We start from the raw sequence: 22,319 nt of genomic DNA, 5'->3' as shown, positions 1-22,319 counted from the left end.
GGGCTCCGCTGGCCGTGTCGGTCGCCGATTGATCGGCCAGCGCGTGAGCGGATGCAAGCGGTGCTAGCTGACCAGCAGGGCCAGCCCCACGGCATAGCCAAGCGTCACCAGGGCGAGGGTCAGGGCCAGAAGGCGGGCAAGAAGCGGGCGCATGGGTCAGACCATTTCGAAGATTTCGCTGTGGATGCGGTGGGCAGGGACGCCGCGCTGGCGCAGCGCCTTGCGCAGGGCGTCCAGCATCGGCGCGGGGCCGCACATCATATGAGGCCAGTCGCGGCTGTCATCGGGCAGCAGCCGCTGGATCAGGTCTGCGTCGATGCGGCCTTTGGCGATGCTTTGCCCTTTGGGCGGGGTGTCGGGCATGGTCTCCAGCACATGCGTCACGCGCAGGTCGATGTCGCGGGCGATGCGGTCCAGCTCGGCCCGGAAGGCCACGCCCTGCCAGTCGACATTGGCATAAAGCAGGTGGACCGGGCGCGGATCGCGGCGTTCCTGAAGCGCGTGCAGATTGGCGATGATCGGCGTGATGCCCACCCCGCCCGCGATCATCACGAAGCCCTTTGCCTCGGCCTCCCGGTCGATGGTGAAGACGCCATAGGGGCCATCGATCCAGGCGGTGCTGCCGATTTCGGCGCGGGACAGGCGGCGGCTGTCATCGCCCAATTCCTTGATCGCGACGCTGATCTCGTGACCCTTGTCGGGCGCGGTGGCGATGGTGAAGGGGTGTTCACGCAGCGAATAGGGCGAATTGCCGATGGCCAGCCAGGCGAACTGCCCCGGCCGCCAGTCGCGCAGCGGGCGGCCCTCGGGGCGCAGGCGCAGCAGGCGGATGCCGTCGCCTTCGTCGCGGTTCTCGATCACGCGCCAGGGGTTGCGCGATTGCCACCAGGGCCGGACCAACCGGGTGTAGAGGATCAGGCCAAGCCAGGCCAGCGTGACCGCCAGCCACAGTCCGCGTGTGCCGTCGCGCGCAGTGAAATGGCCCGCGCCCAGCACATGCCAGATGGCGGCCCCGAAGCCTAGCAGCGCCAGCGCGATGTGCAGCCTGCGCCACCAGAGGTAATCCAACCCTAGCCGCTTGCGGAATTCCGAGCTGACGATCAGCACCAGAAAGGCCGCCAGCGCCACGCGCCCCGCCGTCATGTGCGGCTGCGCCTTTAGCGGGCTGAGGCTGCCCAGATCGTCCTGATGCCAGACGTAAAGCATCCCGAAATGGGCCAGCATGAAGGCCAAAGCCGCCCAACTGAGAAAGCGGTGAAAGACCGGCACGATATCGGCGCCGAAGGGGCGCAGCAGCGGCTTCAGGCGACCCGTCAGCGCGAATTGCAGCCCTGCCAGCGCCAGCGCCCCGAAGCCCAGGGCATAGGCCAGATTGCGCGTGAAGGGCGCCCCGCGCGGCGGATCGCCCGCAAGGATCACGATGAAGGGCAGGGCTACCAGCAGGGCGGCGGCCAAGATCCAGGCCACGGCCTCGGTCAGGATCACGGCGGGGCGGTCGGCGGGCCGGACATGGTTCTCTGGCGGGGCTGTGCGAGGAGCGCTCATCTCAGGGCAACGTCGCCGTGGCGGGGCGGTTCCGGTGGCACTTCGCGGGCGCGGGCGCAGGCGCGGGGGGAACCGGGGCGCGCGGGGGCGGTTGTCCTGACGTGACCGTGACCGGAGGCCCGTGCGGGGCGGGGCAGGTCAGATCGGATCAAGGCAGGACGAGGCATCTCATGAGCGACAGGCTTGACCCCTATTGCGGACCGGCCCCGGCGCCGGGCGCGCTGTGGCAGAGCTGGAATCTCGACCCGCCGCTTCTGGCGGGACTTGCGCTGTTCTCGGGGCTTGTGCTGTGGCGCGCCGGGCGCGGGCAGAGGGGTGCCGCGCTGATCGCGGTCGCCGCACTGGTGGTGGCCTTCGTCTCGCCCCTTTGCGCGATGACGGTCGCCCTGTTTTCGGTGCGCTCGGCCCATCACCTGCTGCTGATCACGCTGGCCGCGCCCGCTCTGGCGGTGGCTTGGCCGATCCTGACGCGCCGGCTGCCGGCGGGGGTGTCGCTGGCGGTGCTGTCGGGTGTAATGGTCGCCTGGCACATCCCCGCGATCTATGACGCGATCTGGCGGTCGGACGGGCTTTACTGGCTGATGCAGGCGGCGATGCTGCTGCCGGCCTGGGCCTTCTGGTCGGCGGTTCTGGCGCCCGCCCCGGCCGGGGACGAGGCCCTGCGCCGCGCCGTCCTGATCGGCGGGCTGGCCGGGGTGATGGGCTTTCTGGGGGCGATCCTGACCTTTGCGCCCTCGATCCTCTATTTTCCGCATATCGACGGGGCGGTCGCTTGGGGCATGGACCCGCTGGTCGATCAGCAGCTTGCCGGGCTGGTCATGTGGGTGCCGGGCTTCCTGCCGGTTGCGGCCAGCGCGGCGGGGATGCTGTGGCACGGCTGGCGCCGGGGCTTCGCCGCATGATGGTCGCGGGGCTGAAATTCCTGCACATCGCCGCGATGGTGGCCTGGTGTGCGGCGATGATCGCGCTGCCGATGATGTTGTATCTCTATGGCGGGATCTGGCGGCGCAGCACCGGAACCGAGCAGGTGCAGGCCCGCTATGCCGAATTCCGGCTGATCACGCATTACGGCTATATCGGCTTTGCGACGCCGGCGGCGATCATCGCGATCGCGGCGGGAACGGGGCTGATCTTTGCCGATCAGGTCTTTGACCTGTGGTTCGTGGCCAAGCTGGCGCTGGTCGCGGGCATGAGCCTGGTTCATGCCTGGATCGGCCATCTGATCCTGTCCTCGGCCGAACAGCGGGGGCTGCACGACCTGCCCTCGCCTGCCTGGGCGCTGGCCTTGGGGATACCGCTGATGGCGGGGGTTCTGTGGCTGGTTCTGGCCAAGCCCGACCTGGCCTGGACGGCGGACCTGATGCCTGACTTCATGCTGGCCCCGCGCGGGGGCCAGTAATGAGGCGGCTAGCCCCTCTCGACGCCGTCGCGTCCGGCCTCGTCCCCGTCCCGGCTTTGCGTGCCGATGTGATAGTCGAAGACCAGCTTGCCGCCATGCCAGCCGGTGATGCCGGTCATCAGCCCGGTCAGCGCGGACAGCAGAAAGCCGAAGGGCAGGACAGCAGCTTCGGGATCGGGCAGCCGGAAGCCCCAGTTCAGACCCAGAAGCGACAGAAGCATCACCGCGAGAATGAAATGAGTCCAGCTAGCCGACCGGATGCGGATGCCCGGCACCATCAGAAGCTCGATCGTGCCGGTCACGCCTGCCGCGACGCCCAGCCCGAACGCCGCCCCCGAGGCCCAGAGCGCGACGCGCGGCCAGAAGGCGTCGCCCGTCCACCAGTAGAGCGCATCCGCCCCCAAGGTCGAGAAGGCCAGCGCGATGGGAAAGGCCACCATCATCGCATGCAGCGGATGGCCCGACAGGGCGATCTTGGTCTCGGTATCGTCAAAGGCCGCATGTTCCTCGATCGGGTCGGCAAGGCGGCGGCGCTGTTTCCAGCTTCGTTTCTGGCGCATCTGCGGTCTCTCCTGTCGGGGCGGTCATGGGGGAACAAGGCGGCGGCCATGCTGGCGGTTCCGCTGCTGGCCGCGTGCGATGGTCCGCTCAGCACGCTTGACCCTTCGGGCCCGGCGGCCCGTGGCGCGGCGTTCCTGTGGTGGGCGATGCTGGCGGGCGCCACGCTGATCACGCTGATGGTCGGGGTGATGCTGGCCCTGGCGATCCGCAACAAGGGCGGGCGGGCCTCGGAACGGCACTGGATCTGGGGCTGGGGGCTGGCCTTCACGCTCAGCGTGCTGACGGTTCTGGTCGGTTTCTCGCTGTGGCTGGGCGAGCGGATGCTGGCGCGGGCCGATGACGCGCTGGAGGTCTCGGCCCATGCGGGGCAATGGGAATGGCGCTTCACCCAACCCGGACCCGACGGCCAGCCGGTCGCCACGCTGAACAGGCTTTATGTCCCCGCAGGGGCCAGTTTCGACGTCGTCATCACGTCCGAGGATGTGATCCATGGCTTCTGGGTGCCGCAACTCGGCGGCAAGATGGACGCCATTCCCGGCCATGCCAACCGCCACCGCCTGCGCGCCGACGCCCCCGGCATCTACGAGGGGCTTTGCGCCGAATTCTGCGGCTTCGGCCACAATTTCATGCGCTTCACCGTCATCGCCTATGACCCCGCCCTGCCCATGCCCGACATGACCGAGGCGATGGCGCCCTTCGCAGACACTCAGGCAGGGATGCTTCCATGACCATCAAGCCACCCGCCGATACCCGCGCCATCGCGCCCTCCGAACCGATGGTCGATGCACTGGACATCGCCGCCAACCCGCCCCGCCGCGCGCTGGCGCTGCACCGTGAACTGGACGCGGTCTGGCGCGACGAGCCGGGCTGGAGGGGGTTCTTCACCTCGGTCAATCACGGCACGATCGGGCTGCGCTTCATGGTGACGGCCTTCGTCTTCTTCGCCATCGGCGGTGTGCTGGCCATGCTGATCCGCGCGCAGCTGGCCACGCGGCAGGGCGCGTTTCTGGATCTGGACCTCTACAACCAGATCTTCACCATGCATGGCACGATCATGATGTTCCTCTTCGCCATCCCCATGCTTGAGGGGTTGGCGCTGTGGCTTCTGCCCAAGATCCTGGGCGCGCGGGACATGGCCTTTCCGCGTCTCAGCGCGCTTGGGTACTGGTGCTACCTGTTCGGGGGCAGCGTGATCGTGCTGTCGCTGGTCTTCGGCGTCGCGCCCGATGACGGCTGGTTCATGTACACGCCCCTGTCTGACCGCACCCACAGCCCCGGCGTGAACGCGGATGTCTGGCTGCTGGGCGTCACCTTCGTCGAGATCTCGGCCATGGCCGCCGCTGTCGAGATCACCGTGACCATCCTGCGCTGCCGCGCGGGTGGCATGGCGCTGACCCGGATGCCGCTGATGGGGTGGTATCTCCTGGGCACGGCGGTGATGATGCTGGTGGGCTTTCCGCCGCTGATCCTGGGCTCGATCCTGCTCGAGGTGCAGCGCGCCTTCGACTGGCCCTTTTTCGAGGTCGCGCGCGGCGGCGATCCGCTCTTGTGGCAGCACCTCTTCTGGCTGTTCGGCCATCCCGAGGTCTATATCATCTTCCTGCCCGCCGCGGGGGCGCTGTCCACGATCATCCCGATCCTGTCGCGGACCACGATCCTGGGCTATGGCGCCATCGTGGCGGCAGTGGCGGGGCTGGTCTTTCTGTCCTTCGGGCTGTGGGTCCACCACATGTTCACCGTGGGCATCCCGCATATGGCGCTGGCCTTCTTCTCGGCAGCCTCGGCGCTGGTGGCGGTGCCGACGGCGATCCAGATCTTTGCCTGGATCGGAACGATGTGGATGGGGCAGGTGCAGTTTCGGCTGCCCATGCTCTATATCATGGGGTTCTTCGCGACCTTCGTGATGGGCGGGCTGACCGGTGTGATGCTGGCCATGGTGCCGTTCAACTGGCAGGCGCATGACACCCATTTCGTGGTGGCCCACCTGCATTACGTCCTGATCGGAGGCTTCGTCTTTCCGATGCTGGCCGCGGTCAGCTATTGGATGCCGCTGATCTGCGGGCGCTGGCGCGTGCGCGGTCTGGGCGAGGCGGCGTTCTGGCTGATCCTGATCGGGTTTCATGGAACCTTTTTCCTGATGCACCTGACCGGGCTTCTGGGGATGCCGCGCCGGGTCGCGGTCTATCCGGCCAATCCGGAATGGGAATGGCTGAACCTGATCTCGTCCATCTTTGGCATGGTCATGGCGGCGGGGTTCGCGCTCTTCGCCTTTGACGTGGTGATGCAATGGCTGTTCGGGCGGCGCAGCTGGCGCAATCCGTGGCGCGCGCCGACGCTGGACTGGGCCATGCCGCTGCCTGCGCCGTCCTACAATTTCGCCTCGTTGCCCGGTCCGCGCCATGGGGATGCGAATGCGCTTTTGCCTCTGGCCCGTGGCGAGGGGCTGCTGCCCGGCGCGCCCCGCGGCCGGCGCGAGACGCTGGTGGTCGAGCCGGGCAGCGGCAGGCCCGATCACGTCGCGGCGCTGGCCCACAGCACGGCGCTGCCGATGCTGACCTCGGCCGCGATCGGCAGCTTCTTCGCGGCGATGCTGGCGGGGCTTTACTGGCTGGCGCCTGTGGGGATCGCGCTGACGATCTGGGCGGGGTGGAAATGGGGCGACATCATGGGCACGGATCGCGACCACCCGCCCGCCCGCGTCGCGCCCGATCTGGAGCTGCCCCTGCATTTCCAGCGCCGCAACACGCTGGCGCGCACCGGCACGCTGGCGCTGCTTTTGGCGGACGGGACGCTTTATGCCTCGCTGATGTTCGGAGTGGGCTTTCTGACGGTGGTGGCGCCGAACTGGCCCGCACCGGACAGTGGCATCGCCACGCTGCCGAACCTGGTCGCGGCGGCGGTGGCGCTTGGCGCGATGGGGCTGGGTCTGGTCGCATCATTGCGGGCCGAGACCGCGCGCAGCACGCCGATGGGCGGGACCTGGGCGCTGGCGGGTCTTGGCGCGGGGGGCGTGGCGCTGGCGGCGCTGGCGGTGCTGGCCTTCGGGCTGGACGACCCGACGCGCCATGCCCGCGATGCCCTGCGTGGGGTCGTCCTGGGCTTTGCGGTCTTTCACGGCGTCATCGCCTCGCTACTGGCGCTGCGGACGCTGGCCGATCATCGGCAGGGACGCGTCAGCGACCAGCGCGCGGGCGCCGCGCCGATCTGGCAGCTGTTCCAGTCCTTCTGGCTGGGCACCTCGGCCGTGTCACTGACCCTGATCATCGCGCAGGAGGTGCTGTCATGAGCTGGCTCTGGCGTGCGCTGGCGGGGCTGGTCCTCTGGGCCGTGCTGTTCTCGGCGGTCTACGGGCTGCACGGGGCGGGCTGCGCTTGGGGCTGGACTCGTGTGCCGGTCCTGTTCACCGACTGGCACCACATGGCGATGTGGCTGGTCTGGGGGGCGGGGCTTGGCCTGCATGTCGCGCTGCTGCTTGTCCTGCCGCGCGGCGTTCCGCCGGGGCGCGGACGCTGGCTGATCGTGGCGGGGGCGTGGATCGGGCTTGTCGCGACCCTCTTCACGCTGTTTCCGGTCATTGCGACCTCGACCTGCCTGTAGCATTCTGCGCCTTTGCCAAGCGTGGGAAGGCCGCTGAATGAGACGATGTGACAGGGGGCGCCCGTGACGCCGGGCGCCCGGATCGCCGCCGCCATCGAGGTGCTGGACCAGATCCTTGCCGGCGACCCGGCCGAGGCCGCGCTTCTGCGCTGGTCGCGCGCCTCGCGCTTTGCGGGCTCGGGCGATCGCGCAGCCCTGCGCGATCTGGTCTTTGGGGCGCTGCGGCAACGCAATACGCTGGCGGCTCTGGGCGGTGCGCTGACAGGGCGCGGCCTGATGATCGGCATGGCCCGCGCCGAGGGACGCGATCCGCAGGCGCTGTTCACCGGCACCGGCCACGCGCCCGCGCCCCTGACCGAGGCCGAGGCCGCCCATTCCCCGCCCCCCCTCGCTCCGCTGGCCGATCTGCCCGATTGGCTGCATCCGGCCTGGCGCGCCTCGCTTGGGGACAGGGCCGAGGCGGTCGCGGCGGCGATGGGGCAGCGCGCCCCGGTCTGGCTGCGCGCGAACCTTGCCCGCGGCGGGCGCGACGCCGCCGTCGCCGCACTGGCCGAAGATGGCATCTCGGCCCTGCCGGGCGAGGGTGCATCCTCGCTGCGCGTGACCCAGGGCGAACGCCGCGTCGCCGCCAGCCGCGCCTATCGCGACGGGCTGGTCGAGTTGCAGGACCTGTCGCCGCAACTGGCCTGCGAGGATCTGCCGCTGGCGCCCAAGACGCGGGTGCTGGATTATTGCGCGGGCGGCGGCGGCAAGGTTTTGGCCTTGGCGGCGCGCCAGCCCGATGCACTGTTCTTCGCCCATGACGCGGCGCCGCAGCGGCTGAAGGACCTGCCCGCCCGCGCTGTGCGGGCTGGGGCGCGGGTCTCGATCCTGCCGCGCGTCACGGGGGTGTTCGATCTGGTCGTGGCAGATGTGCCCTGTTCGGGCAGCGGCACATGGCGGCGCAGCCCCGATGCGCGCTGGCGCTTTGCGCCGCAGGATCTGGCCGGGCTGCGCGCGACGCAGGCGCAGATCCTGCGCGACGTGGCCGGCATGGTCGCGCCGGGCGGGCATCTGGCCTATATGACCTGCTCGCTTCTGGCCGAAGAAAACGACAGCCAGATCAACGGTTTCCTGCCAGAGCATCGACAATTCAGCCTGCTGCGGCGACAGGTCTGGACCCCGATCGAGGCCGGGGACGGCTTCTTTCTGGCCGTGCTGCGCCGCGAGGGCGGATGAGGAGCAGAGGCGTCCTTAACGCTCTTTTAAGGGCTGATCGGCTAACCCGGTCGGAACGAGGGGCCAGAAGGGCGATTCGCATGGCGTATTGGGATGAACGTGTTGGGTTGCCGCGTGGTGCGGTCTCGGCGGTGCCGTTGCTGGTCCTGCCGATGGTGCTGGGCTCGGCGGCGCTTCTGGTGATGCCGGGGGCGTTGGCGGGGCGGGCGGCCGTGATCGTGGCGACGATCGCGGTTGCGTGGTATCTGCTGGGCGGCGCGGTATCGCTGGCCCATATCCTGCGCGATCACCGCGCGCGGCGTGCCCTGTCTGCGATCCGGGGCGAGGTCGCAGCCGCGCCCGAACCCGTCTGGGTCTGCGATGCCGAGGGGCAGATCCTGTTCCAGAACAGCGCGGCGCGGGAAATGCACGATGGCGATGCCGCCTCGGTTCTCGACGTGCTGTCGCGCCTGCGCGCGGATGCCGCCGCCGAGATGGCGCAGCTTTCGGCGCGCGCGATGCGCCTCGGATCGGCCGAGATCGAGCTTGGCAACGGCGATGCGCTGTCGCTCAGCGGCTCTCCCGATGCGCCGCTGCAGATCTGGGCCTATCACACCGCCGGTGCCGCGCCCGACCAGTTCGAGATCGCGGCCGCGATGGATCAGTCAGACAGCGACCGCGATATCGAGACGCTGCCCGTCGCCATGCTGCGCATCGCTTCCGATGGCCGTGTGCGCCAAGCCAACAGCGCCGCGCGCCGCCTGCTGGACCGCGACGGTGTCGCAACGAACGGGCAGGGGTTGAACCTTTCGACCCTGTTCGAGGGGCCGGGCCGTCCGCTGATCCAGTGGCTGTCCGAAGCCAGCGCCGGCAGCCTCGCCAACCCGACCGAAATCCTGCGCCTGCGCGGCCAGGCACGCGGCGGCCAGGACCGCCATTTCCAGGTCGCGCTGGCGCCGGACCCTGCCGAGCGTGGCGGACTGGTTGCTGTGCTGACCGACATCAGCGCGATGAAGACCCTCGAGGCGCAATTCGTCCAGAGCCAGAAGATGCAGGCCATCGGCCAGCTTGCGGGCGGGGTGGCGCATGATTTCAACAACCTCCTGACCGCGATCCGCGGCCATTGCGATCTGCTGATGTTGCGCCGCGACAAGGGCGATCCGGATTATTCGGATCTGGACCAGATCAGCCAGAACACCAACCGTGCCGCCGCGCTGGTCGGGCAGCTGCTGGCCTTCTCGCGCAAGCAGACCCTGCGGATGGAGACGCTGGACCTGCGCGACACGGTGGCGGACCTGACCCATCTTCTGAACCGGCTGGTGGGCGAGCGGATCACCCTCAGTGTCAGCCACGACCCCGCGCTGCGTCCGATCCGGGCTGACAAGCGCCAGCTTGAGCAGGTGATCATGAACCTCGTCGTGAATGCCCGTGACGCCATGCCCTCGGGCGGCGAAATCACCATCCGCACCGAGAACGCCCTGCTGGATCAGGTGCTTCGGCGCGACCGCGTCTCGCTGCCGGCGGGGGATTACGTCCGCGTCACGGTCAGCGATCGGGGCTGCGGGATCGCGCCCGATCATCTGGCCAAGATCTTCGAACCGTTCTTCACCACAAAGCGCACCGGCGAAGGGACCGGGCTCGGCCTCTCGACCGCCTACGGTATCGTCAAGCAGACGGGCGGCTTTATCTTCTGCGACAGCCAGCCGGGTGTCGGGACGAGCTTCACGATCTATCTGCCCGCGCTTCAGCATCAGGATGCGCCCGCCGCCGCGCCTCGGGCCGAGGCCCGGACCGTGATCGCGCCGCGTCTTGAACGCCAACGCCAGCCGCGCCTGCTGCTGGTCGAGGATGAGGCCCCGGTCCGCGCCTTCGCCGCTCGCGCGCTGAAGCTGAAAGGTTACGAGGTGATCGAGGCCGACAGCGCCGAAGCTGCCCTTGCCATCCTGGCCGACCCCGCCTTGCGCGTCGATCTGTTCCTGACCGACGTGGTGATGCCCGGCATGGACGGTCCAAGCTGGGTCGCGCGCGCCCGCAAGGCCAGGCCCGATGCGGCGGTGATTTTCATGTCCGGCTATACCGAGGACATCTTTGCCGAGGGCCACCAGCCGACAGCCAATTCAGCCTTTCTTCCCAAGCCCTTCACGCTGACCGAACTGATCGGCGCGGTCGAGGACCGGCTGCGCGTCACCGCCGCTTCCCTGCATTGAGGGCGCATTGTCAGTGGGCGTGGCGGATCATCGGCCGCTCGTGCAAGGGGCGCCGCGCCAATTCGGCGCGTGTGCCCAGGCCGCAATCGAAGACGATGTCGCTGCCCAGACCATAAACGCGCGTATCGGGGCGCAGGGCGTCGGCCAGCTTCTCGACCGGATTGCGCGTCGTCAGGCCCTGCGGACCGGCGCCGATGATCAGCGGCGCGATCGAGACCTGCAGACGGTCCAGCAGCCCCGCCTCAAGGAAGCCCGTGATCGTCAGGCCGCCGCCTTCGATCAACAGCGAGCCGAGGCCCATCTCGCGCAGCCCTTCGAGGATCTGCACAGGGTCGAGCCGGCCCTCGACGGCCCGCAGGCGCAGGACCTCGACCCCCGGCGCACGGGGGCGGTCGGAGGCGGTCACGATCACCCGGCGTGCGCCGCCGGGTCGCAGCAGCAGGGCATCGTCCGGCAGACGGCCCTGCGGATCGATGACGATCCGTGCGGGGTCGTGTCCGCTGCACAGGCGCACGGTCAGCCTTGGATGGTCGTGCAACGCCGTGCGGACGCCGATCACCACCCCGTCGACCAGCGCGCGCAGGCGATGAAGATGCGCCAAACCCTCGGGGCCCGACACGTCGCGGGCATCCCCCGAACTGGTTGCCACCCGCCCGTCGAGCGACTGGCCGATCTGGGCCACCGTCACCGGCCCCAGATCCCGCCGCGCGACGGGACCGTAAAGATCCAGTGCCGCGCGTTCGGCGGGGGTGAAGCGGCCGCAGCAGGCGCAGGCCTTGCCGTCGCGCACCGCGAGGATGCGGTCCCAGACCCGAGGGGTGAGGTCGATGGCGTGCATGATGGTCTCTCCTCAGCTGGGTTCGGGATGGGTGGCGCCGGGCGGCACGGCCAGCATGTCGCCATGCCCGATGACGCAGCGCTCCGACGCAGCAAGGGGGACGCGGCGCGCCGCCCAATCCGCGGCACCGGCTGCGCCCTGTTCGGCGGCGGCTGTCGCGATGCCCTCGATCAGGGCGCTGTGCAGGTCCTGCTGATCGGGGCCGATGCGCCAGGGGCTGTCGCCCGTCGTGACCGAGAAGCCTGCGGCGGCAAAGATCTCGGGCGCGCGGGATGCGGCGGTGGGACCGAGGGCGGGACCAAGCCCCTTGTCGCGTCGCTGATGATCGTTGAAGGCGCGCGTGATCGCCGCGTCGCCGGGCAGGGGCGGCTGCCATTCCATCACGCCATCATAGGACAGGACCGCGTAAAAGGGCAGGCGCGCGGCCAAGAGATGCGCGGCCAGCGCCTCGATCCAAGGGGCTGGCATCAGGTCCAAGAGCGCCGAAGCCGTGACCAGCGTCGCGCCATCAAGGGGCAGCGCGTTCAGGTCGCGCAGGTCCAGCCGGTGCGTGGTCACGCGGCCCGGTGCCTCGGCCGCGGCGAGGGCCAGAAGCCCTGCGTCCAGATCGGCAAGGCGCCACAGTGTCTCGGCGGGCAGATGCGGCGTCATCGCCCTCAGGGTCGAGCCGGTGCCGCAGCCAAGATCCAGAATGACCGGGCGCGGCCCGGCGATCGCCGCCGCGCGCGCCAGAAGCCCTGCATCGCGCGCCGCCCGGTCGGCCGGTTCGCGCAGCGCAAGCCAGGCGGCGGAGAAGCCCATCTCAGATGTCCCCCTCGAACCAGGCGCGGGCCATGTGGCTTTCATGCAGCGTGATGCGAAGTTTGCGGACCCGCCCGCCATCCTTCAAACCCCCCGCCCGCACGGTCGCGGCCATCTGGTCGAAGATATGTTTGCACAGAAACTCGGTCGTCGTCATTTTCCCTGCGAATTCAGGAATTTCGTCCAGGTTCTTGTACCGCAGCGGCGCCAGTGTCCGCGCCAGTTCCTCGGTCGCAAGGCCGATATCGACCACGAGGCTCTCGTGATCCATCTCGGTTGCGAAGAAGGCCGCATCGACGGTGAAGGTCGCGCCATGCATTCCCTGCGCCGGCCCGAAGGTGGGCGAGGGGAAGGAATGGGCGATCATGATGTGGTCCCGGACTTCGACGGCGAACATGGTGGCTCCTCAGTAGCGGATACGGTGGCAAAGGGTGGCCGGGTCCGACAGGATCGCGGCATAGGCGTTGGGCAGGTCGGCAAAGGCGGTCTCGCCCGAGATCAGCGCATCCAGCCGCTCGTCGCGCAAGAGGTCGAGCGCCTTGGCCAGACGGCGCCGATAGGTCCAGCGCGGTGCGCGGTCGGGGGGGATCGCGCCGACCTGGCTGCTGACGATCCGCAGGCGCTGGCTGTGAAAGGCCGCACCGAGGGGCAGGGCGACCGCGCCCTCGCCGTGCCAGCTGGCCTCGGTGATGGTGGCCTGCGGCCCGGCCAGAGACAGGGCCAGCGCCAGACCGGCCTGCGAGGCGCTGGTATGGATGACCGCATCCTGTCCGCCGGGCGCGTCGTCGGGATGGGCAAAGCCGCACCCGAAACTGCGCGCCAGCGCGGCGCGGTCCTGCAGGTCGATCACGACGACCTCGGCGCCCGGCAGGCGCGCGGCCAGGCTGGCGGCCAGCATCCCGACCAGCCCGCCGCCCAGAATGGCGATCCGGTCGCCCGGCCCCGCGCCGCTGTCCCAGAGAATGTTCAGCGCGGTCTCCATGTTCGCAGCCAGCACAGCGCGTTCGGGCGGCAGGCCGTCGGGCAGGGGGATCAGCGCGTCCTCGGGCAGACGGTAGGTGTCCTGATGCGGGAACAGCGCAAAGACCGGGCGTCCGGCCAGCCCGCCCTCGGTCGCAATCCCGACCGAGGCATAGCCGTATTTGACGGGAAAGGGGAAATCGCCCTCTTGAAAGGGTGCGCGCATCCGGGCCTGTTCGCCCGAGGGGACGCGGCCCGCCAGAACCAGACGCTCGGTCCCTCGGCTGATGCCCGAGAACAGCGCGCGCACCGCAACCCCCTCGCCCGCCGAGGCGGGGCGCAGTTCGGTCCGGTCAGGGCTGATGCACCACAGCGCGCGGGCCGTCATGCCAGAAGATGCCCTGATTTCCGGGCCTTGGTGTCCAGATAGGCGCTGTTCTCGGGGCCGCGCCCGACGCGCAGCGGCACGCGCTCGACGACCTCGATGCCGTCGCAGTCCAGCCGTGCGATCTTGGCCGGGTTGTTCGTCATCAGGCGCACGCGCGCAATGCCCAGCCGCCGCAGCAGCGCCGCGCCGGTGCGGAAGTCACGCTCGTCATCCTCGAAACCCAGCCGGTGATTGGCCTCGACCGTGTCCAGCCCCTGATCCTGCAGGCTGTAGGCGCGCATCTTGTTGGCCAGCCCGATGCCCCGTCCCTCTTGGTTCAGATACAGAAGGACGCCGGAACCGTGATCCTCCATCGCCGAGAGGGCGGCGCGCAGTTGCGGGCCGCAATCGCATTTCAGGCTGCCCAGAACGTCGCCGGTGAAACAGGCCGAATGCAGGCGCACCAGAACCGGGGCGCTGCGGTCGGGCTGGCCGATCTCGACGGCGTAATGCTCGGCCCCGCCGGGGTCGCGGAACACATGCAGCCGCCCGTTGGGCGAGGCCAGCATCGGCACCCGCGCATTCGAGACCGGGCGCGGATCGCGCGGCAGCATGATCTGCGACAGGGCCTCATCGGCGGCCAAGGGCTGAAGCCCCGAACGCAGCGCGGCCGAGACCAGCGCCGCATCCGTCACGACAAGGGCGGCGGGTAGCAATTCGGCGGCCTTGACCAGCCGGATCGCCGCGCGGTGCAGGTTGCCCGGCTTCTGCGTCGCGGCTTGCGGGATCGCCGCCGAGGGGGGCGGCACGCGAGAGGGGTCGGCCAGCGCCAGAAGCCAGTCGAGCCGCGCATCGGCGGGCACGGGAAGGACGGCGACCTCCGAGCCGGGGGCGGGCTGGCGCAGCGCCTCGGCCCGGCGGGCGGTCAGGACCAGCAGCGCGGGCGCATGAAGGGCCGCGAAACGGTCGGGCTGCAACGTCTCGAGCGGCAGGACGATGGCCGCGCCCGCCGCGTCGCTCAGCAGGACGGGCAGGCCAAGGCGCAGATCGCTCAAGGCGCGGGCGATTTTCTGGTCCCCGTTCGGGGCGAAAGGATCGGCAGGCGCGTCGCCCGCCGCCTTGGTCTTTGCCACCCGTTCCGCCGTCCCAAGCCCCGATTGCACTGCCTTCATTCGTAGGCCCCCACCTGCGTGAACGTAAAGGTCATTGTCGCCAACACGTTCAACCACGCGGCAGTTCCCCACAAGGACGCATCGCGTGGCAGAATGTCACACGACCCCGTTGCGGCGGGCGCACTGGACCTTGCGGTGCTGCGTGCCTAGGCTTCGGATGCAGGCAGAACGGGAAGAGATCATGGGATTGCGCGCCTATCTGGGACTGATGCGGTCCCTTGTGATCTACTATAACCCTGTTCGCCGCGTTGCGAGCAACCGTTTTCACGCAAGGCTTCTGCGGCGCGGCGATCTGGCCTTTGACATCGGCGCCCATGTCGGCAGCCGGTCGCGGGCGATGCGGGCGGCGGGCGCGCGGGTCGTGGCCTGCGAGCCGCAAGAGCCCTTTGCCGGGTTTCTGGCGCGCAGCCTGCCGCGCGACATCGTGCTGCGCCGCGAGGCCGTGGGCCCGTCCGAGACGATGGCGCGCATGGCGGTGTCGTCGCTGCATCCCACGGTGTCCTCGCTCAGCACCAGCTTCACCGGCGAGGCGGCCTCGGCGCCCGGTTTCGGCCATGTCCGGTGGGATCGCAGCCAGCAGGTCCGCATGACCACGATGGACCGGCTGATCGCCGATCATGGCCTGCCCGATTACGTCAAGATCGATGTCGAGGGGTTCGAGCTGGACGTTCTGGCGGGCCTCAGCCAGCCCCTGCCGATGCTGTCGGTCGAATACCTGCCGGGCTTTCGGGACCGCACGCTGGCGGTGATCGACCGGCTGGAGGCGTTGGGCGAATACCGCTTCAATCCGGTTCTGGGCGAGCGGGCGGATTTTCTGTGGCCCGAATGGCAGGACGCGGCATCGGCGCGGGCCTTTCTGGCGGGGCTGGCCCCGGATGCCGGGTCGGGCGATCTTTACGCGCGCCTTGTCAGCGCCTGATCGCCCCGGCCAGCATTGCGAACAGGGGCGCAGGCGCGGCGATCACGTTGCCGCTGTCCTCGGGGCGATCTTCGGCGGTCCAGCCCTCGACCCGGCAACCCGCCTCGCGCAGCAGGACCAGCCCCGCGGCGATGTCCCAGGGGCGCAGGCGGCGTTCCCAGAACCCGTCCAGCCGCCCCGCCGCGACATAGGCCAGATCCAGCGCCGCCGCGCCCATCCGCCGCACCCCCGCCGTCTGCGGCAGCACGCGCCGCAGGTCGTCGGCATGGTCGTCGATATGGGGCATGTCGCCAAAGGGCAGGCCGGTGCCGAACAGCGCCGCGTCGAACCCCTGGGGCGGGGCGGGGTCCAGCCTTTGGCCGTTCAGATGCGCGCCCCCGCCCTGATGCGCAGAGAACATCTCGTCCTTGACCGGGTCCAGCACGACGCCAAGGACCAGCCGGCCCTGATCCTCCAGCGCGACCGAGACCGCCCAATGCCCGATGCCGCGCAGGAAATTCGTGGTCCCGTCCAGCGGATCGACGATCCAGCGCCGCGCGCCGGGCAGGCTGCCGCTTTCCTCGCCCAGCCAGCCCTCGCCGGGGCGCAGCAGGTGCTGGCGCAGGATCTGCTCGGCCTCGGCATCGGCCTGCGAGACGTAGTCGCCCCGCCGCTTGGCCTGCACGTCCAGCCTGTCGCGGGCGCCCCAATGCGCCATGAGCGCCACACCCGCCGCGCGCGCGGCTTGTTCGGCCCGGTTCAGATCGTCCTTCATGCCCATCACTCGCCAGAAATGCAGGCGCAGCCCTAGCGCAGGCGCGGATCGGGCGCCATGCCCTGATCGGCCGGCGGGTCCAGGGCAAGTGTGACCTGCCGCCCGCCCAGAGGCAGGCGCAGCCTGCCGTCCGGCGCCTCCCGCAGGCGTTCGCTCAGCGCAGGGCCAAGCGCCTGCCAGAGCGCCGCGAAATCGCCCGCGTCCGGCCGAGGAGGGCCGATCCCGGTGACGCGGCCCGCATCCAGCGTTACGACCGTGGTCGCAAGGCGCTGCATCTCGGCCACGGAATGGGTCACATAGAGGATCGGCACTTGGCTTTCGTCGCGCAGGCGCTCGAAAAAAGGCAGGATCTCGGCTTTGCGGGCCTCGTCCAGCGCGGCCAAAGGCTCATCCGCCAGGATCAGCCGAGGCGCCGCCAGCAACGCCCGCCCAAGCGCCACGCGGCTGCGTTCGCCCCCCGACAGGGCGCCGGGCCGACGCTCCAGCAAGTGGCCGATGCCCAGCATGGCGACGACCTGCGCCAGATCCGGCCCCTCGGCCCCGCGCGGCGCGAAACGGCGGCCATAGAGCAGGTTCCGACGCACCGACAGATGCGGGAACAGACGCCCCTCCTGAAAGACATGGCCCAGCCTGCGGCGATGGGGCGGCAGGTGCAGCCTTGTGGCGCTGTCGGTCAGGACCTGATCGCCCAGCACCACCCGCCCATGATCGGGGCGCAACAGGCCTGCGACCGCGTTCATCACCGTCGTCTTGCCCGAACCCGAGGGGCCGAACAGCACGGTCAGCCCCGGCGGAACCTGAAAGTCGATATCCAGATCGAAGCCCGGCAGCCTCTGGCGCATCTGGACCGACAGCATCATGCGCCCGCCACCCGCCGCGCCACCCGGCGGCCCAGAAACTCGGACAGCGCCAGCGCGCCCATCGCGATCAGCACCGCGATCACCACCAGCCTGCTGGCCGCGTCCTCTCCCCCCGGCACCTGCAACAGCGCGTGGATGGCCGAGGGGATGGTCTGCGTCTGGCCCGGAATGTTCGACACGAAGGTGATCGTCGCGCCGAATTCGCCCACGGCCTTGGCAAAGGCCAGGATCGCGCCCGCCACGATGCCGGGCAGGGCAAGGGGCAGCGTCACGGTCAGGAAGACCCATATCGGATGCGCGCCAAGGGTGGCGGCGGCGGCCTCTAGCCTGGGGTCCACGGCCTCGATCGACAGGCGGATGGCGCGGACCATCAGCGGAAAGGACATGACCGCCGCCGCCAGCGCCGCACCGGTCCAGCGAAAGGACAGCACGATCCCGAACCAGCTTTCCAGAACCTGCCCGACCGCGCCGCGTCGTCCGAAAACGATCAGCAGCAGGTAGCCCGTCACCACCGGAGGCAGGACCAGCGGCAGATGGACCAGCCCGTTCAGCACCTGCCGCCCCGGAAAGCGCCAGCGCGCCAGCGCATAGGCGGTCAGCACGCCCAAGGGCAGGCTGAGCAGCGTCGCCCAGAAGGCCACGCGCATCGACAGCCGCACCGCCTGCCATTCCGCCGGGCCAAGCCCCAGATCCGGCAGGGCGATCATGGCGCCAGCGTGAACCCGGCCGCCAGCCAGCGTTCAGCCGCCGCATCCGAGACGAGATAATCCAGAAATTCACCCGCGACGGGGCTTTCGCTCTCGGCGGTGATCGCGGCGGGATAGGTGATCGGCGGGTGGCTGCCCTCCGGGAAGGTGCCGATGATCGCCACGGTCGGCTCGACCGCCGCATCGGTCGCATAGACGATGCCAAGCGGCGCCTCGCCCCGCGCGACGAACGTCATCGCGGCGCGCACATTGTCGGATTGCGCGACCAGCGGCGCGACCCTGTCCCAAAGGCCCAGATGCGCCAGCGCGGCCCGCCCGTAGATCCCCGCCGGAACCGCATCGACCTGCGCCATCGACAGCCGCCCCCCGGCCAGCATCGCGGGCAGGTCCAGCCTGGCGTCCAGCGTGACCGGTTCAGCGCCAGCCGGGCCGATCAGGACCAGCCGGTTGGCCAGAATGTCGCGCCGCGTCCCCTCGCGCAGATCGCCCGAGCCGTCCAGAGCGTCCATCCACTCCGCACTGGCCGAGATGAAGATATCCGCAGGCGCCCCCTCGCGGATCTGGCGCGCGAGGGTGGCCGACCCGGCAAAGGACAGGCTGGCCCGGTGCCCGGTCAGGCGCGACCAGTCATCGGCAACCCGGCCCAAGGCCTCGGTCAGGCTGGAGGCCGCGAAGACCGTGACCGTCGCGGGCGTCTCGCCGGGCAGAGCAGCGGCGGGCGCGGTGACGGCCAGGCCGAGGGCAAGCAGGATCGGGCGCATCCGGACCTCATGTCGTGACAGGCGACATCACATCATCCCGCGCGGGGGCTGGCAAGCGTTATCTTCGCGTGGATATATCGCACAGCGGCTCAGGCGGGAAAGCGCGCGCGGGTGCGGTTGGCGAAAGCCACCAGCGACAGCATCACGGGTACCTCGACCAGCACACCGACCACCGTGGCCAGCGCGGCCCCGGAATTCAGCCCGAAGAGGCCGATCGCCACCGCCACCGCCATCTCGAAGAAGTTCGACGTGCCGATCAGCGCGCAGGGGGCTGCGACCTTGTGCGGCACGCGCCAGGCCCAGGCCCAGGCATAGGCCAGCGCGAAGATGCCGTAGGATTGCAGCAGGATCGGCACCGCGATCAGCGCGATCAGCAGCGGCTGTTCCAGGATCACCTGCCCCTGAAACCCGAAGAGCAGCGCCACCGTCACCAGCAGCCCGATCATCGAGACGGGCTTGATGCGCGTGGTGAAGGCCTCGACCGCCTGCGCGCCGCCTTTGGCCATCAGCGCCCGTCGCGTCAGCGCGCCCGCGATCAGCGGGATGACGATGTACAGCACCACCGACAGGATCAGCGTCTGCCAGGGCACGTCGATCTGCGTCACGCCCAGCAGAAAGGCCACGATGGGGGCGAATGCCACGATCATGATGAGATCGTTCACCGAGACCTGCACCAGCGTGTAGTTCGGATCGCCCCTTGTCAGCTGCGACCAGACGAAGACCATCGCCGTGCAGGGCGCAGCCCCCAGAAGGATCAGGCCCGCGATGTATTCGGGCGCGCGGGCGGGGTCGATCAGCCCGGCGAAGACGTGGTTGAAGAACAGCACCGCCAGCGCGGCCATGGTGAAGGGTTTTATCAGCCAGTTCACGACAAGCGTGATGATCAGCCCGCGTGGCCTTTTGCCGACATCCCTGATCGAGGCGAAGTCGATGGCGATCATCATCGGATAGACCATCGACCAGATCAGCACAGCCACGACCAGGTTGACCGAGGCGTATTCAAGCCCGGCCAGCACGGCAAAGACGTCCGGCACCAGCGCGCCAAGCGCAAGCCCGGCCAGGATGGACAGGGCGACCCACAGGCTCAGCCAGCGTTCGAACAGGGTCATGTCGTTTCCTTTGCGTCCGGCAGGCAGCAGACCTCGCGTTCAGGCGGCGCGAGACCGCCGAGGAACGCCGCCAGAGGCTCCAGCGCGGCGGGGTTCAGCGCATAGCAGATGCGCGGCCCGTCGATCTGGCCACGGATGATGCCCGCCGCCCTGAGCAGCCTCAGATGCTCGGACACGGTGGATTGCGCCAGACCGACGGCCTCGACGATGTCGCCGCCGATGCAGCCGGGTGTGGCCAGAAGCAGCCGCAGGATGCGGATGCGGGCCGGGTGGGCCAGCGCCTTGGCCAGCGCGGCCAGATCGTCTTCGGTCGCGTGCATGGCCGCTCTTCGTCTATCGTCGATCAACGATAGGGTGCGGCGTTCAGCGGCGCAAGTTCTGTGGGACGCGATGGCGGGCCGTTCGGAACGGCCCGCCGTCATGGGCGCATGGGATCAGACGAACAGCGTCTCGTTCTCCCAGAACTGGGCCAGCGTGGTCTGTTCAAGGATCACGGTCATTTCGCCATGCTGCAACACCACGTCGGACCCTTGCTGCCGTGCGGTTTCCAGCGTCGCCTGCCGGCTGCCATTCTCGAACCGCAGGATGTCGGCCTCGCCTTCGGCCATGTTGAAATCCTCGATGATGGCGGTGCCGCGGATGTTGGCGTTGAAGACGAAGACATCGTCGCCATGCCCGCCATTCAGCCGGTCGGTCCCGGCTCCCGCGATCAGCAGATCGTTGTTCTCGGCCCCATGGAGGCGGTCATTGCCCGCCCCGCCCGACAGCGTGTCGCGCCCCTCGCCGCCATGCAGCAGGTCGGCCCCGCCGGTCCCGGTGATGCGGTCATCGCCGCCATGGCCAAAGACCGCGCGGCCGCTCAGCGCGTCATTGCCAGCCCCGCCCTGAACCGAGGCCGCATAGCCGATATCGCGGTTCGTCAGCGAGAAACCGTTGAAATCCAGCCGGTCGGCGCGGATCGTGAAACTGTCCTGCGCGCCCATCCACCCCGCAAGGCCCGAGGCGCGGAATTCGACCTGCTCGACAGTCTCGGCGATGGTCAGACCGTCGCGGGTGGCGATTGCGATGCTGCCGTCATTCAGGCGATAGACGCTTGCGTCGCGCGCCTCGGCGGTGACGCGCAGCGTGTCATGGCCCGCCCCACCATCGACCCTGTTCAGCCCGCTGCTGACGCGGATCAGGTCGTTGCCCGCGCCGCCGTCGATCCAGTCATTGCCGCGCCCGTCGGTCAGGCGGTCGGCATGGGCCGTGCCGATGACGAAGGCGGGCGCGCCGAAATGATCCGAGGTCGGTGCGGCGGTGTCGCCCACCCAGGTCGTCGCCCGCTGCACCGCGCCCAGGTTCGAGACCACCACCACGCTGTCGCGGTCCATGAAGTCGTAATGCCGCGATTGCGCGATCCTCTCCACGGCATCGCTGAACAGGCCGCTCAGATGCCCCGACCATGCAAGCGGGTTCAGGATCGAATCGATCGCCAGCGTCAGCGGTGCCCCCGCATAGACATTGTCGAAGATCACCAGATTGTCGGTGCTGCTGGCGAAAGCGCGGTCGTTGTTCGACAAGAGCGGGTCTGCCGCCGCCAGCGCCCCCCACAGATCCGGCCCATCGCCCGCCGCGCGATGGACGACGTCGTTCTCGAACCCGATGTTCAGGACGCGGTCCTGCTGGTCATAGATCACCGGCGCGGCATGGCCGATATAGACCGAATTGGCGAAGAACCCGTCGGCCAGCTGGTCGGCAAAGCGCGCCTGCACATTGGTGTAACCGCCGCCCAGGCTGTAGCCGGTGACGATCACATCCTCGCCGGTCAGTCCGGCGCCCTCTGCGTAGGTGCGGGCGGCGCCCAGCACCGGCTCCATCGCGCGGGCCATGTCGCCCGTGTTCAGCTGCAGGTAATCGACCACATCGACCGGGCTGTTCGTCCCCGCATAGGAAATCGCCATGCGCTGCGGCTGACCATTCGCGTCCTCCTCGACCATGACCAGCAATTGCGGGCCGCTGAGCAGCTGGCCCGTCAGAGGGCTGCGCAGCGTGATGAAACCGAACGGGTCCGTGCTGCCCGCCGGCAGCCCCAGTTCGGCGGCCGCCAGGATCCGCCAGCCTTGCGGCAGGGACAGATCGGCCTGTCCGCCCGCCACGAGGCTGTTTCCGAAAAGCCCCGCCACATCGGGCAGGCCGTTCAGCTGCGAGACGCCCGCCAGCTGATGCGACAACTTCACCAGATCGGCCGATTCTGTCGGGCTGAAGTCGCGGTAATTGTAAAGCCCCATCCTTGCACCTCCCCTTGCAACGACATCGCTGGCGCATCAAAGCACGAATGTTGCGTAGGTAAGCCCATGACGATGCGGAAACTTTCGCATGACGTGGCGGCATGGCGCGGTCTGGTGATCGCCCGCGTCACTCGGCCCGCCTGATCAGGCCCAGCCCCATGCGCCTGAACTTGCGCGACATCGGCTTCCGCCCTTTATCCTGTCGGGCGAACCGCATATGGACAAAGCCTGCCATTTCGGCAGCCCTTGGCCAGGAGGTCGCGCGATGACCGGTTCCGCAAGCTTCGTCCCCGAC

The 22,319-nt window shown here is 69.1% G+C and carries 22 protein-coding genes; 8 read left to right on the top strand and 14 right to left on the bottom strand.

Annotated elements, in window-relative coordinates; genetic code table 11:
- Positions 1–156: 156 nt before the first annotated feature.
- Complete coding sequence (locus ACTZWU_RS15835; protein ID WP_444738331.1) at positions 157–1,545, bottom strand: ferredoxin reductase family protein; 1,389 nt, start codon at positions 1,543–1,545, stop codon at positions 157–159.
- Positions 1,546–1,715: 170 nt separating this feature from the next.
- Between ACTZWU_RS15835 and ACTZWU_RS15830 the strand changes: the two genes are divergently transcribed.
- Both ACTZWU_RS15830 and ACTZWU_RS15825 read left to right on the top strand, forming a co-directional pair.
- Positions 1,716–2,447 (top strand): cytochrome c oxidase assembly protein, encoded by a 732-nt coding sequence (locus ACTZWU_RS15830; RefSeq protein ID WP_444738330.1) that lies wholly within the window; start codon positions 1,716–1,718, stop codon positions 2,445–2,447.
- A complete protein-coding gene (locus tag ACTZWU_RS15825) occupies positions 2,414–2,944 on the top strand; it encodes a CopD family protein (RefSeq protein WP_444738329.1) in 531 nt (176 codons plus the stop codon). Before ACTZWU_RS15830 ends, ACTZWU_RS15825 begins: the two co-directional genes overlap by 34 nt.
- Before the next feature lie 8 nt (positions 2,945–2,952).
- On the opposite strand, the gene ACTZWU_RS15820 is transcribed toward ACTZWU_RS15825, so the two are convergent.
- Positions 2,953–3,504 carry a DUF2231 domain-containing protein gene (locus tag ACTZWU_RS15820; protein WP_444738328.1) on the bottom strand — a complete coding sequence of 184 codons (552 nt, stop codon included), beginning with the start codon at positions 3,502–3,504 and terminating at the stop codon, positions 2,953–2,955.
- A gap of 48 nt (positions 3,505–3,552) precedes the next feature.
- Between ACTZWU_RS15820 and ACTZWU_RS15815 the strand changes: the two genes are divergently transcribed.
- The 5 genes from ACTZWU_RS15815 to ACTZWU_RS15795 all read left to right on the top strand — a co-directional run bounded on the left by ACTZWU_RS15815 (position 3,553) and on the right by ACTZWU_RS15795 (position 10,506).
- Positions 3,553–4,233: a cytochrome c oxidase subunit II gene (locus tag ACTZWU_RS15815; protein WP_444738327.1), complete on the top strand. Its 681-nt coding sequence runs from the start codon at positions 3,553–3,555 to the stop codon at positions 4,231–4,233.
- The gene (gene ctaD, locus ACTZWU_RS15810) at positions 4,230–6,791 is read left to right on the top strand and encodes a cytochrome c oxidase subunit I (RefSeq protein ID WP_444738326.1); all 2,562 of its coding nucleotides are present in this window, start codon (positions 4,230–4,232) and stop codon (positions 6,789–6,791) included. Before ACTZWU_RS15815 ends, ctaD begins: the two co-directional genes overlap by 4 nt.
- Complete coding sequence (locus ACTZWU_RS15805; RefSeq protein ID WP_444738325.1) at positions 6,788–7,102, top strand: hypothetical protein; 315 nt, start codon at positions 6,788–6,790, stop codon at positions 7,100–7,102. The genes ctaD and ACTZWU_RS15805 overlap by 4 nt, the downstream gene beginning before the upstream one ends.
- A 63-nt stretch (positions 7,103–7,165) precedes the next feature.
- Entirely contained in the window at positions 7,166–8,320 is a 1,155-nt protein-coding gene (locus ACTZWU_RS15800; protein ID WP_444738324.1) for an RsmB/NOP family class I SAM-dependent RNA methyltransferase, read from the top strand.
- 80 nt (positions 8,321–8,400) lie between these two features.
- Positions 8,401–10,506 (top strand): ATP-binding protein, encoded by a 2,106-nt coding sequence (locus ACTZWU_RS15795; RefSeq protein ID WP_444738323.1) that lies wholly within the window; start codon positions 8,401–8,403, stop codon positions 10,504–10,506.
- Between the two features lie 10 nt (positions 10,507–10,516).
- On the opposite strand, the gene ACTZWU_RS15790 is transcribed toward ACTZWU_RS15795, so the two are convergent.
- From ACTZWU_RS15790 to ribA, 5 genes are read right to left on the bottom strand one after another with little or no spacing between them, the layout of a single operon-like run.
- Positions 10,517–11,344, bottom strand: a complete 828-nt coding sequence (locus ACTZWU_RS15790; protein WP_444738322.1) for a RibD family protein — start codon at positions 11,342–11,344, stop codon at positions 10,517–10,519.
- A 12-nt stretch (positions 11,345–11,356) separates the two neighbouring features.
- Positions 11,357–12,145 carry a methyltransferase domain-containing protein gene (locus tag ACTZWU_RS15785; RefSeq protein ID WP_444738321.1) on the bottom strand — a complete coding sequence of 263 codons (789 nt, stop codon included), beginning with the start codon at positions 12,143–12,145 and terminating at the stop codon, positions 11,357–11,359.
- A gap of 1 nt (position 12,146) precedes the next feature.
- Positions 12,147–12,542 carry a 6-pyruvoyl trahydropterin synthase family protein gene (locus tag ACTZWU_RS15780; RefSeq protein WP_219829707.1) on the bottom strand — a complete coding sequence of 132 codons (396 nt, stop codon included), beginning with the start codon at positions 12,540–12,542 and terminating at the stop codon, positions 12,147–12,149.
- Positions 12,543–12,551: 9 nt separating this feature from the next.
- Entirely contained in the window at positions 12,552–13,493 is a 942-nt protein-coding gene (locus ACTZWU_RS15775; protein WP_444738320.1) for a zinc-dependent alcohol dehydrogenase, read from the bottom strand.
- Positions 13,490–14,644, bottom strand: a complete 1,155-nt coding sequence (ribA, locus tag ACTZWU_RS15770) for a GTP cyclohydrolase II (protein WP_444738319.1) — start codon at positions 14,642–14,644, stop codon at positions 13,490–13,492. The genes ACTZWU_RS15775 and ribA overlap by 4 nt, the downstream gene beginning before the upstream one ends.
- Before the next feature lie 157 nt (positions 14,645–14,801).
- Between ribA and ACTZWU_RS15765 the strand changes: the two genes are divergently transcribed.
- A complete protein-coding gene (locus ACTZWU_RS15765; RefSeq protein ID WP_444738318.1) occupies positions 14,802–15,563 on the top strand; it encodes an FkbM family methyltransferase in 762 nt (253 codons plus the stop codon).
- Here the strand turns inward: ACTZWU_RS15765 and ACTZWU_RS15760 are convergent.
- From ACTZWU_RS15760 to ACTZWU_RS15730, 7 genes are all read right to left on the bottom strand, one after another.
- Positions 15,553–16,317, bottom strand: coding sequence for an inositol monophosphatase family protein (locus tag ACTZWU_RS15760; protein WP_444738317.1), 765 nt, complete (start codon positions 16,315–16,317; stop codon positions 15,553–15,555). The two genes, ACTZWU_RS15765 and ACTZWU_RS15760, sit on opposite strands and share 11 nt — an antisense overlap.
- A gap of 32 nt (positions 16,318–16,349) precedes the next feature.
- Positions 16,350–17,177: a molybdenum ABC transporter ATP-binding protein gene (modC, locus tag ACTZWU_RS15755; RefSeq protein ID WP_444738316.1), complete on the bottom strand. Its 828-nt coding sequence runs from the start codon at positions 17,175–17,177 to the stop codon at positions 16,350–16,352.
- A complete protein-coding gene (modB, locus tag ACTZWU_RS15750; RefSeq protein WP_444738315.1) occupies positions 17,174–17,884 on the bottom strand; it encodes a molybdate ABC transporter permease subunit in 711 nt (236 codons plus the stop codon). The genes modC and modB overlap by 4 nt, the downstream gene beginning before the upstream one ends.
- Positions 17,881–18,645: a molybdate ABC transporter substrate-binding protein gene (gene modA / locus ACTZWU_RS15745; RefSeq protein WP_444738314.1), complete on the bottom strand. Its 765-nt coding sequence runs from the start codon at positions 18,643–18,645 to the stop codon at positions 17,881–17,883. The genes modB and modA overlap by 4 nt, the downstream gene beginning before the upstream one ends.
- Before the next feature lie 89 nt (positions 18,646–18,734).
- The gene (gene arsB, locus ACTZWU_RS15740; RefSeq protein ID WP_444738313.1) at positions 18,735–19,754 is read right to left on the bottom strand and encodes an ACR3 family arsenite efflux transporter; all 1,020 of its coding nucleotides are present in this window, start codon (positions 19,752–19,754) and stop codon (positions 18,735–18,737) included.
- A complete protein-coding gene (locus ACTZWU_RS15735; RefSeq protein ID WP_444738312.1) occupies positions 19,751–20,074 on the bottom strand; it encodes an ArsR/SmtB family transcription factor in 324 nt (107 codons plus the stop codon). The genes arsB and ACTZWU_RS15735 overlap by 4 nt, the downstream gene beginning before the upstream one ends.
- Positions 20,075–20,188: 114 nt before the next feature.
- A complete protein-coding gene (locus ACTZWU_RS15730) occupies positions 20,189–22,024 on the bottom strand; it encodes a calcium-binding protein (protein WP_444738311.1) in 1,836 nt (611 codons plus the stop codon).
- Between the last annotated feature and the right edge of the window lie 295 nt (positions 22,025–22,319).

Origin of the sequence: Paracoccus sp. NSM (assembly GCF_052379855.1) — a bacterium.
GTDB lineage: Bacteria > Pseudomonadota > Alphaproteobacteria > Rhodobacterales > Rhodobacteraceae > Paracoccus.
This window is presented reverse-complemented; position numbering and strand designations above follow the sequence as displayed.

Excerpts from the sequence above, each read along its gene's own strand:
- ACTZWU_RS15835 (WP_444738331.1), bottom strand. The coding sequence starts at position 1,545 with ATGAGCGCTCCTCGCACAGCCCCGCCAGAGAACCATGTCCGGCCCGCC.
- ACTZWU_RS15830 (WP_444738330.1), top strand. The coding sequence starts at position 1,716 with ATGAGCGACAGGCTTGACCCCTATTGCGGACCGGCCCCGGCGCCGGGC.
- ACTZWU_RS15820 (WP_444738328.1), bottom strand. The coding sequence starts at position 3,504 with ATGCGCCAGAAACGAAGCTGGAAACAGCGCCGCCGCCTTGCCGACCCG.
- ACTZWU_RS15815 (WP_444738327.1), top strand. The coding sequence starts at position 3,553 with ATGCTGGCGGTTCCGCTGCTGGCCGCGTGCGATGGTCCGCTCAGCACG.
- ctaD (WP_444738326.1), top strand. The coding sequence starts at position 4,230 with ATGACCATCAAGCCACCCGCCGATACCCGCGCCATCGCGCCCTCCGAA.
- ACTZWU_RS15805 (WP_444738325.1), top strand. The coding sequence starts at position 6,788 with ATGAGCTGGCTCTGGCGTGCGCTGGCGGGGCTGGTCCTCTGGGCCGTG.
- ACTZWU_RS15795 (WP_444738323.1), top strand. The coding sequence starts at position 8,401 with ATGGCGTATTGGGATGAACGTGTTGGGTTGCCGCGTGGTGCGGTCTCG.
- ACTZWU_RS15790 (WP_444738322.1), bottom strand. The coding sequence starts at position 11,344 with ATGCACGCCATCGACCTCACCCCTCGGGTCTGGGACCGCATCCTCGCG.
- ACTZWU_RS15785 (WP_444738321.1), bottom strand. The coding sequence starts at position 12,145 with ATGGGCTTCTCCGCCGCCTGGCTTGCGCTGCGCGAACCGGCCGACCGG.
- ACTZWU_RS15780 (WP_219829707.1), bottom strand. The coding sequence starts at position 12,542 with ATGTTCGCCGTCGAAGTCCGGGACCACATCATGATCGCCCATTCCTTC.
- ACTZWU_RS15775 (WP_444738320.1), bottom strand. The coding sequence starts at position 13,493 with ATGACGGCCCGCGCGCTGTGGTGCATCAGCCCTGACCGGACCGAACTG.
- ribA (WP_444738319.1), bottom strand. The coding sequence starts at position 14,644 with ATGAAGGCAGTGCAATCGGGGCTTGGGACGGCGGAACGGGTGGCAAAG.
- ACTZWU_RS15765 (WP_444738318.1), top strand. The coding sequence starts at position 14,802 with ATGCAGGCAGAACGGGAAGAGATCATGGGATTGCGCGCCTATCTGGGA.
- ACTZWU_RS15760 (WP_444738317.1), bottom strand. The coding sequence starts at position 16,317 with ATGAAGGACGATCTGAACCGGGCCGAACAAGCCGCGCGCGCGGCGGGT.
- modC (WP_444738316.1), bottom strand. The coding sequence starts at position 17,177 with ATGATGCTGTCGGTCCAGATGCGCCAGAGGCTGCCGGGCTTCGATCTG.
- modB (WP_444738315.1), bottom strand. The coding sequence starts at position 17,884 with ATGATCGCCCTGCCGGATCTGGGGCTTGGCCCGGCGGAATGGCAGGCG.
- modA (WP_444738314.1), bottom strand. The coding sequence starts at position 18,645 with ATGCGCCCGATCCTGCTTGCCCTCGGCCTGGCCGTCACCGCGCCCGCC.
- arsB (WP_444738313.1), bottom strand. The coding sequence starts at position 19,754 with ATGACCCTGTTCGAACGCTGGCTGAGCCTGTGGGTCGCCCTGTCCATC.
- ACTZWU_RS15735 (WP_444738312.1), bottom strand. The coding sequence starts at position 20,074 with ATGCACGCGACCGAAGACGATCTGGCCGCGCTGGCCAAGGCGCTGGCC.
- ACTZWU_RS15730 (WP_444738311.1), bottom strand. The coding sequence starts at position 22,024 with ATGGGGCTTTACAATTACCGCGACTTCAGCCCGACAGAATCGGCCGAT.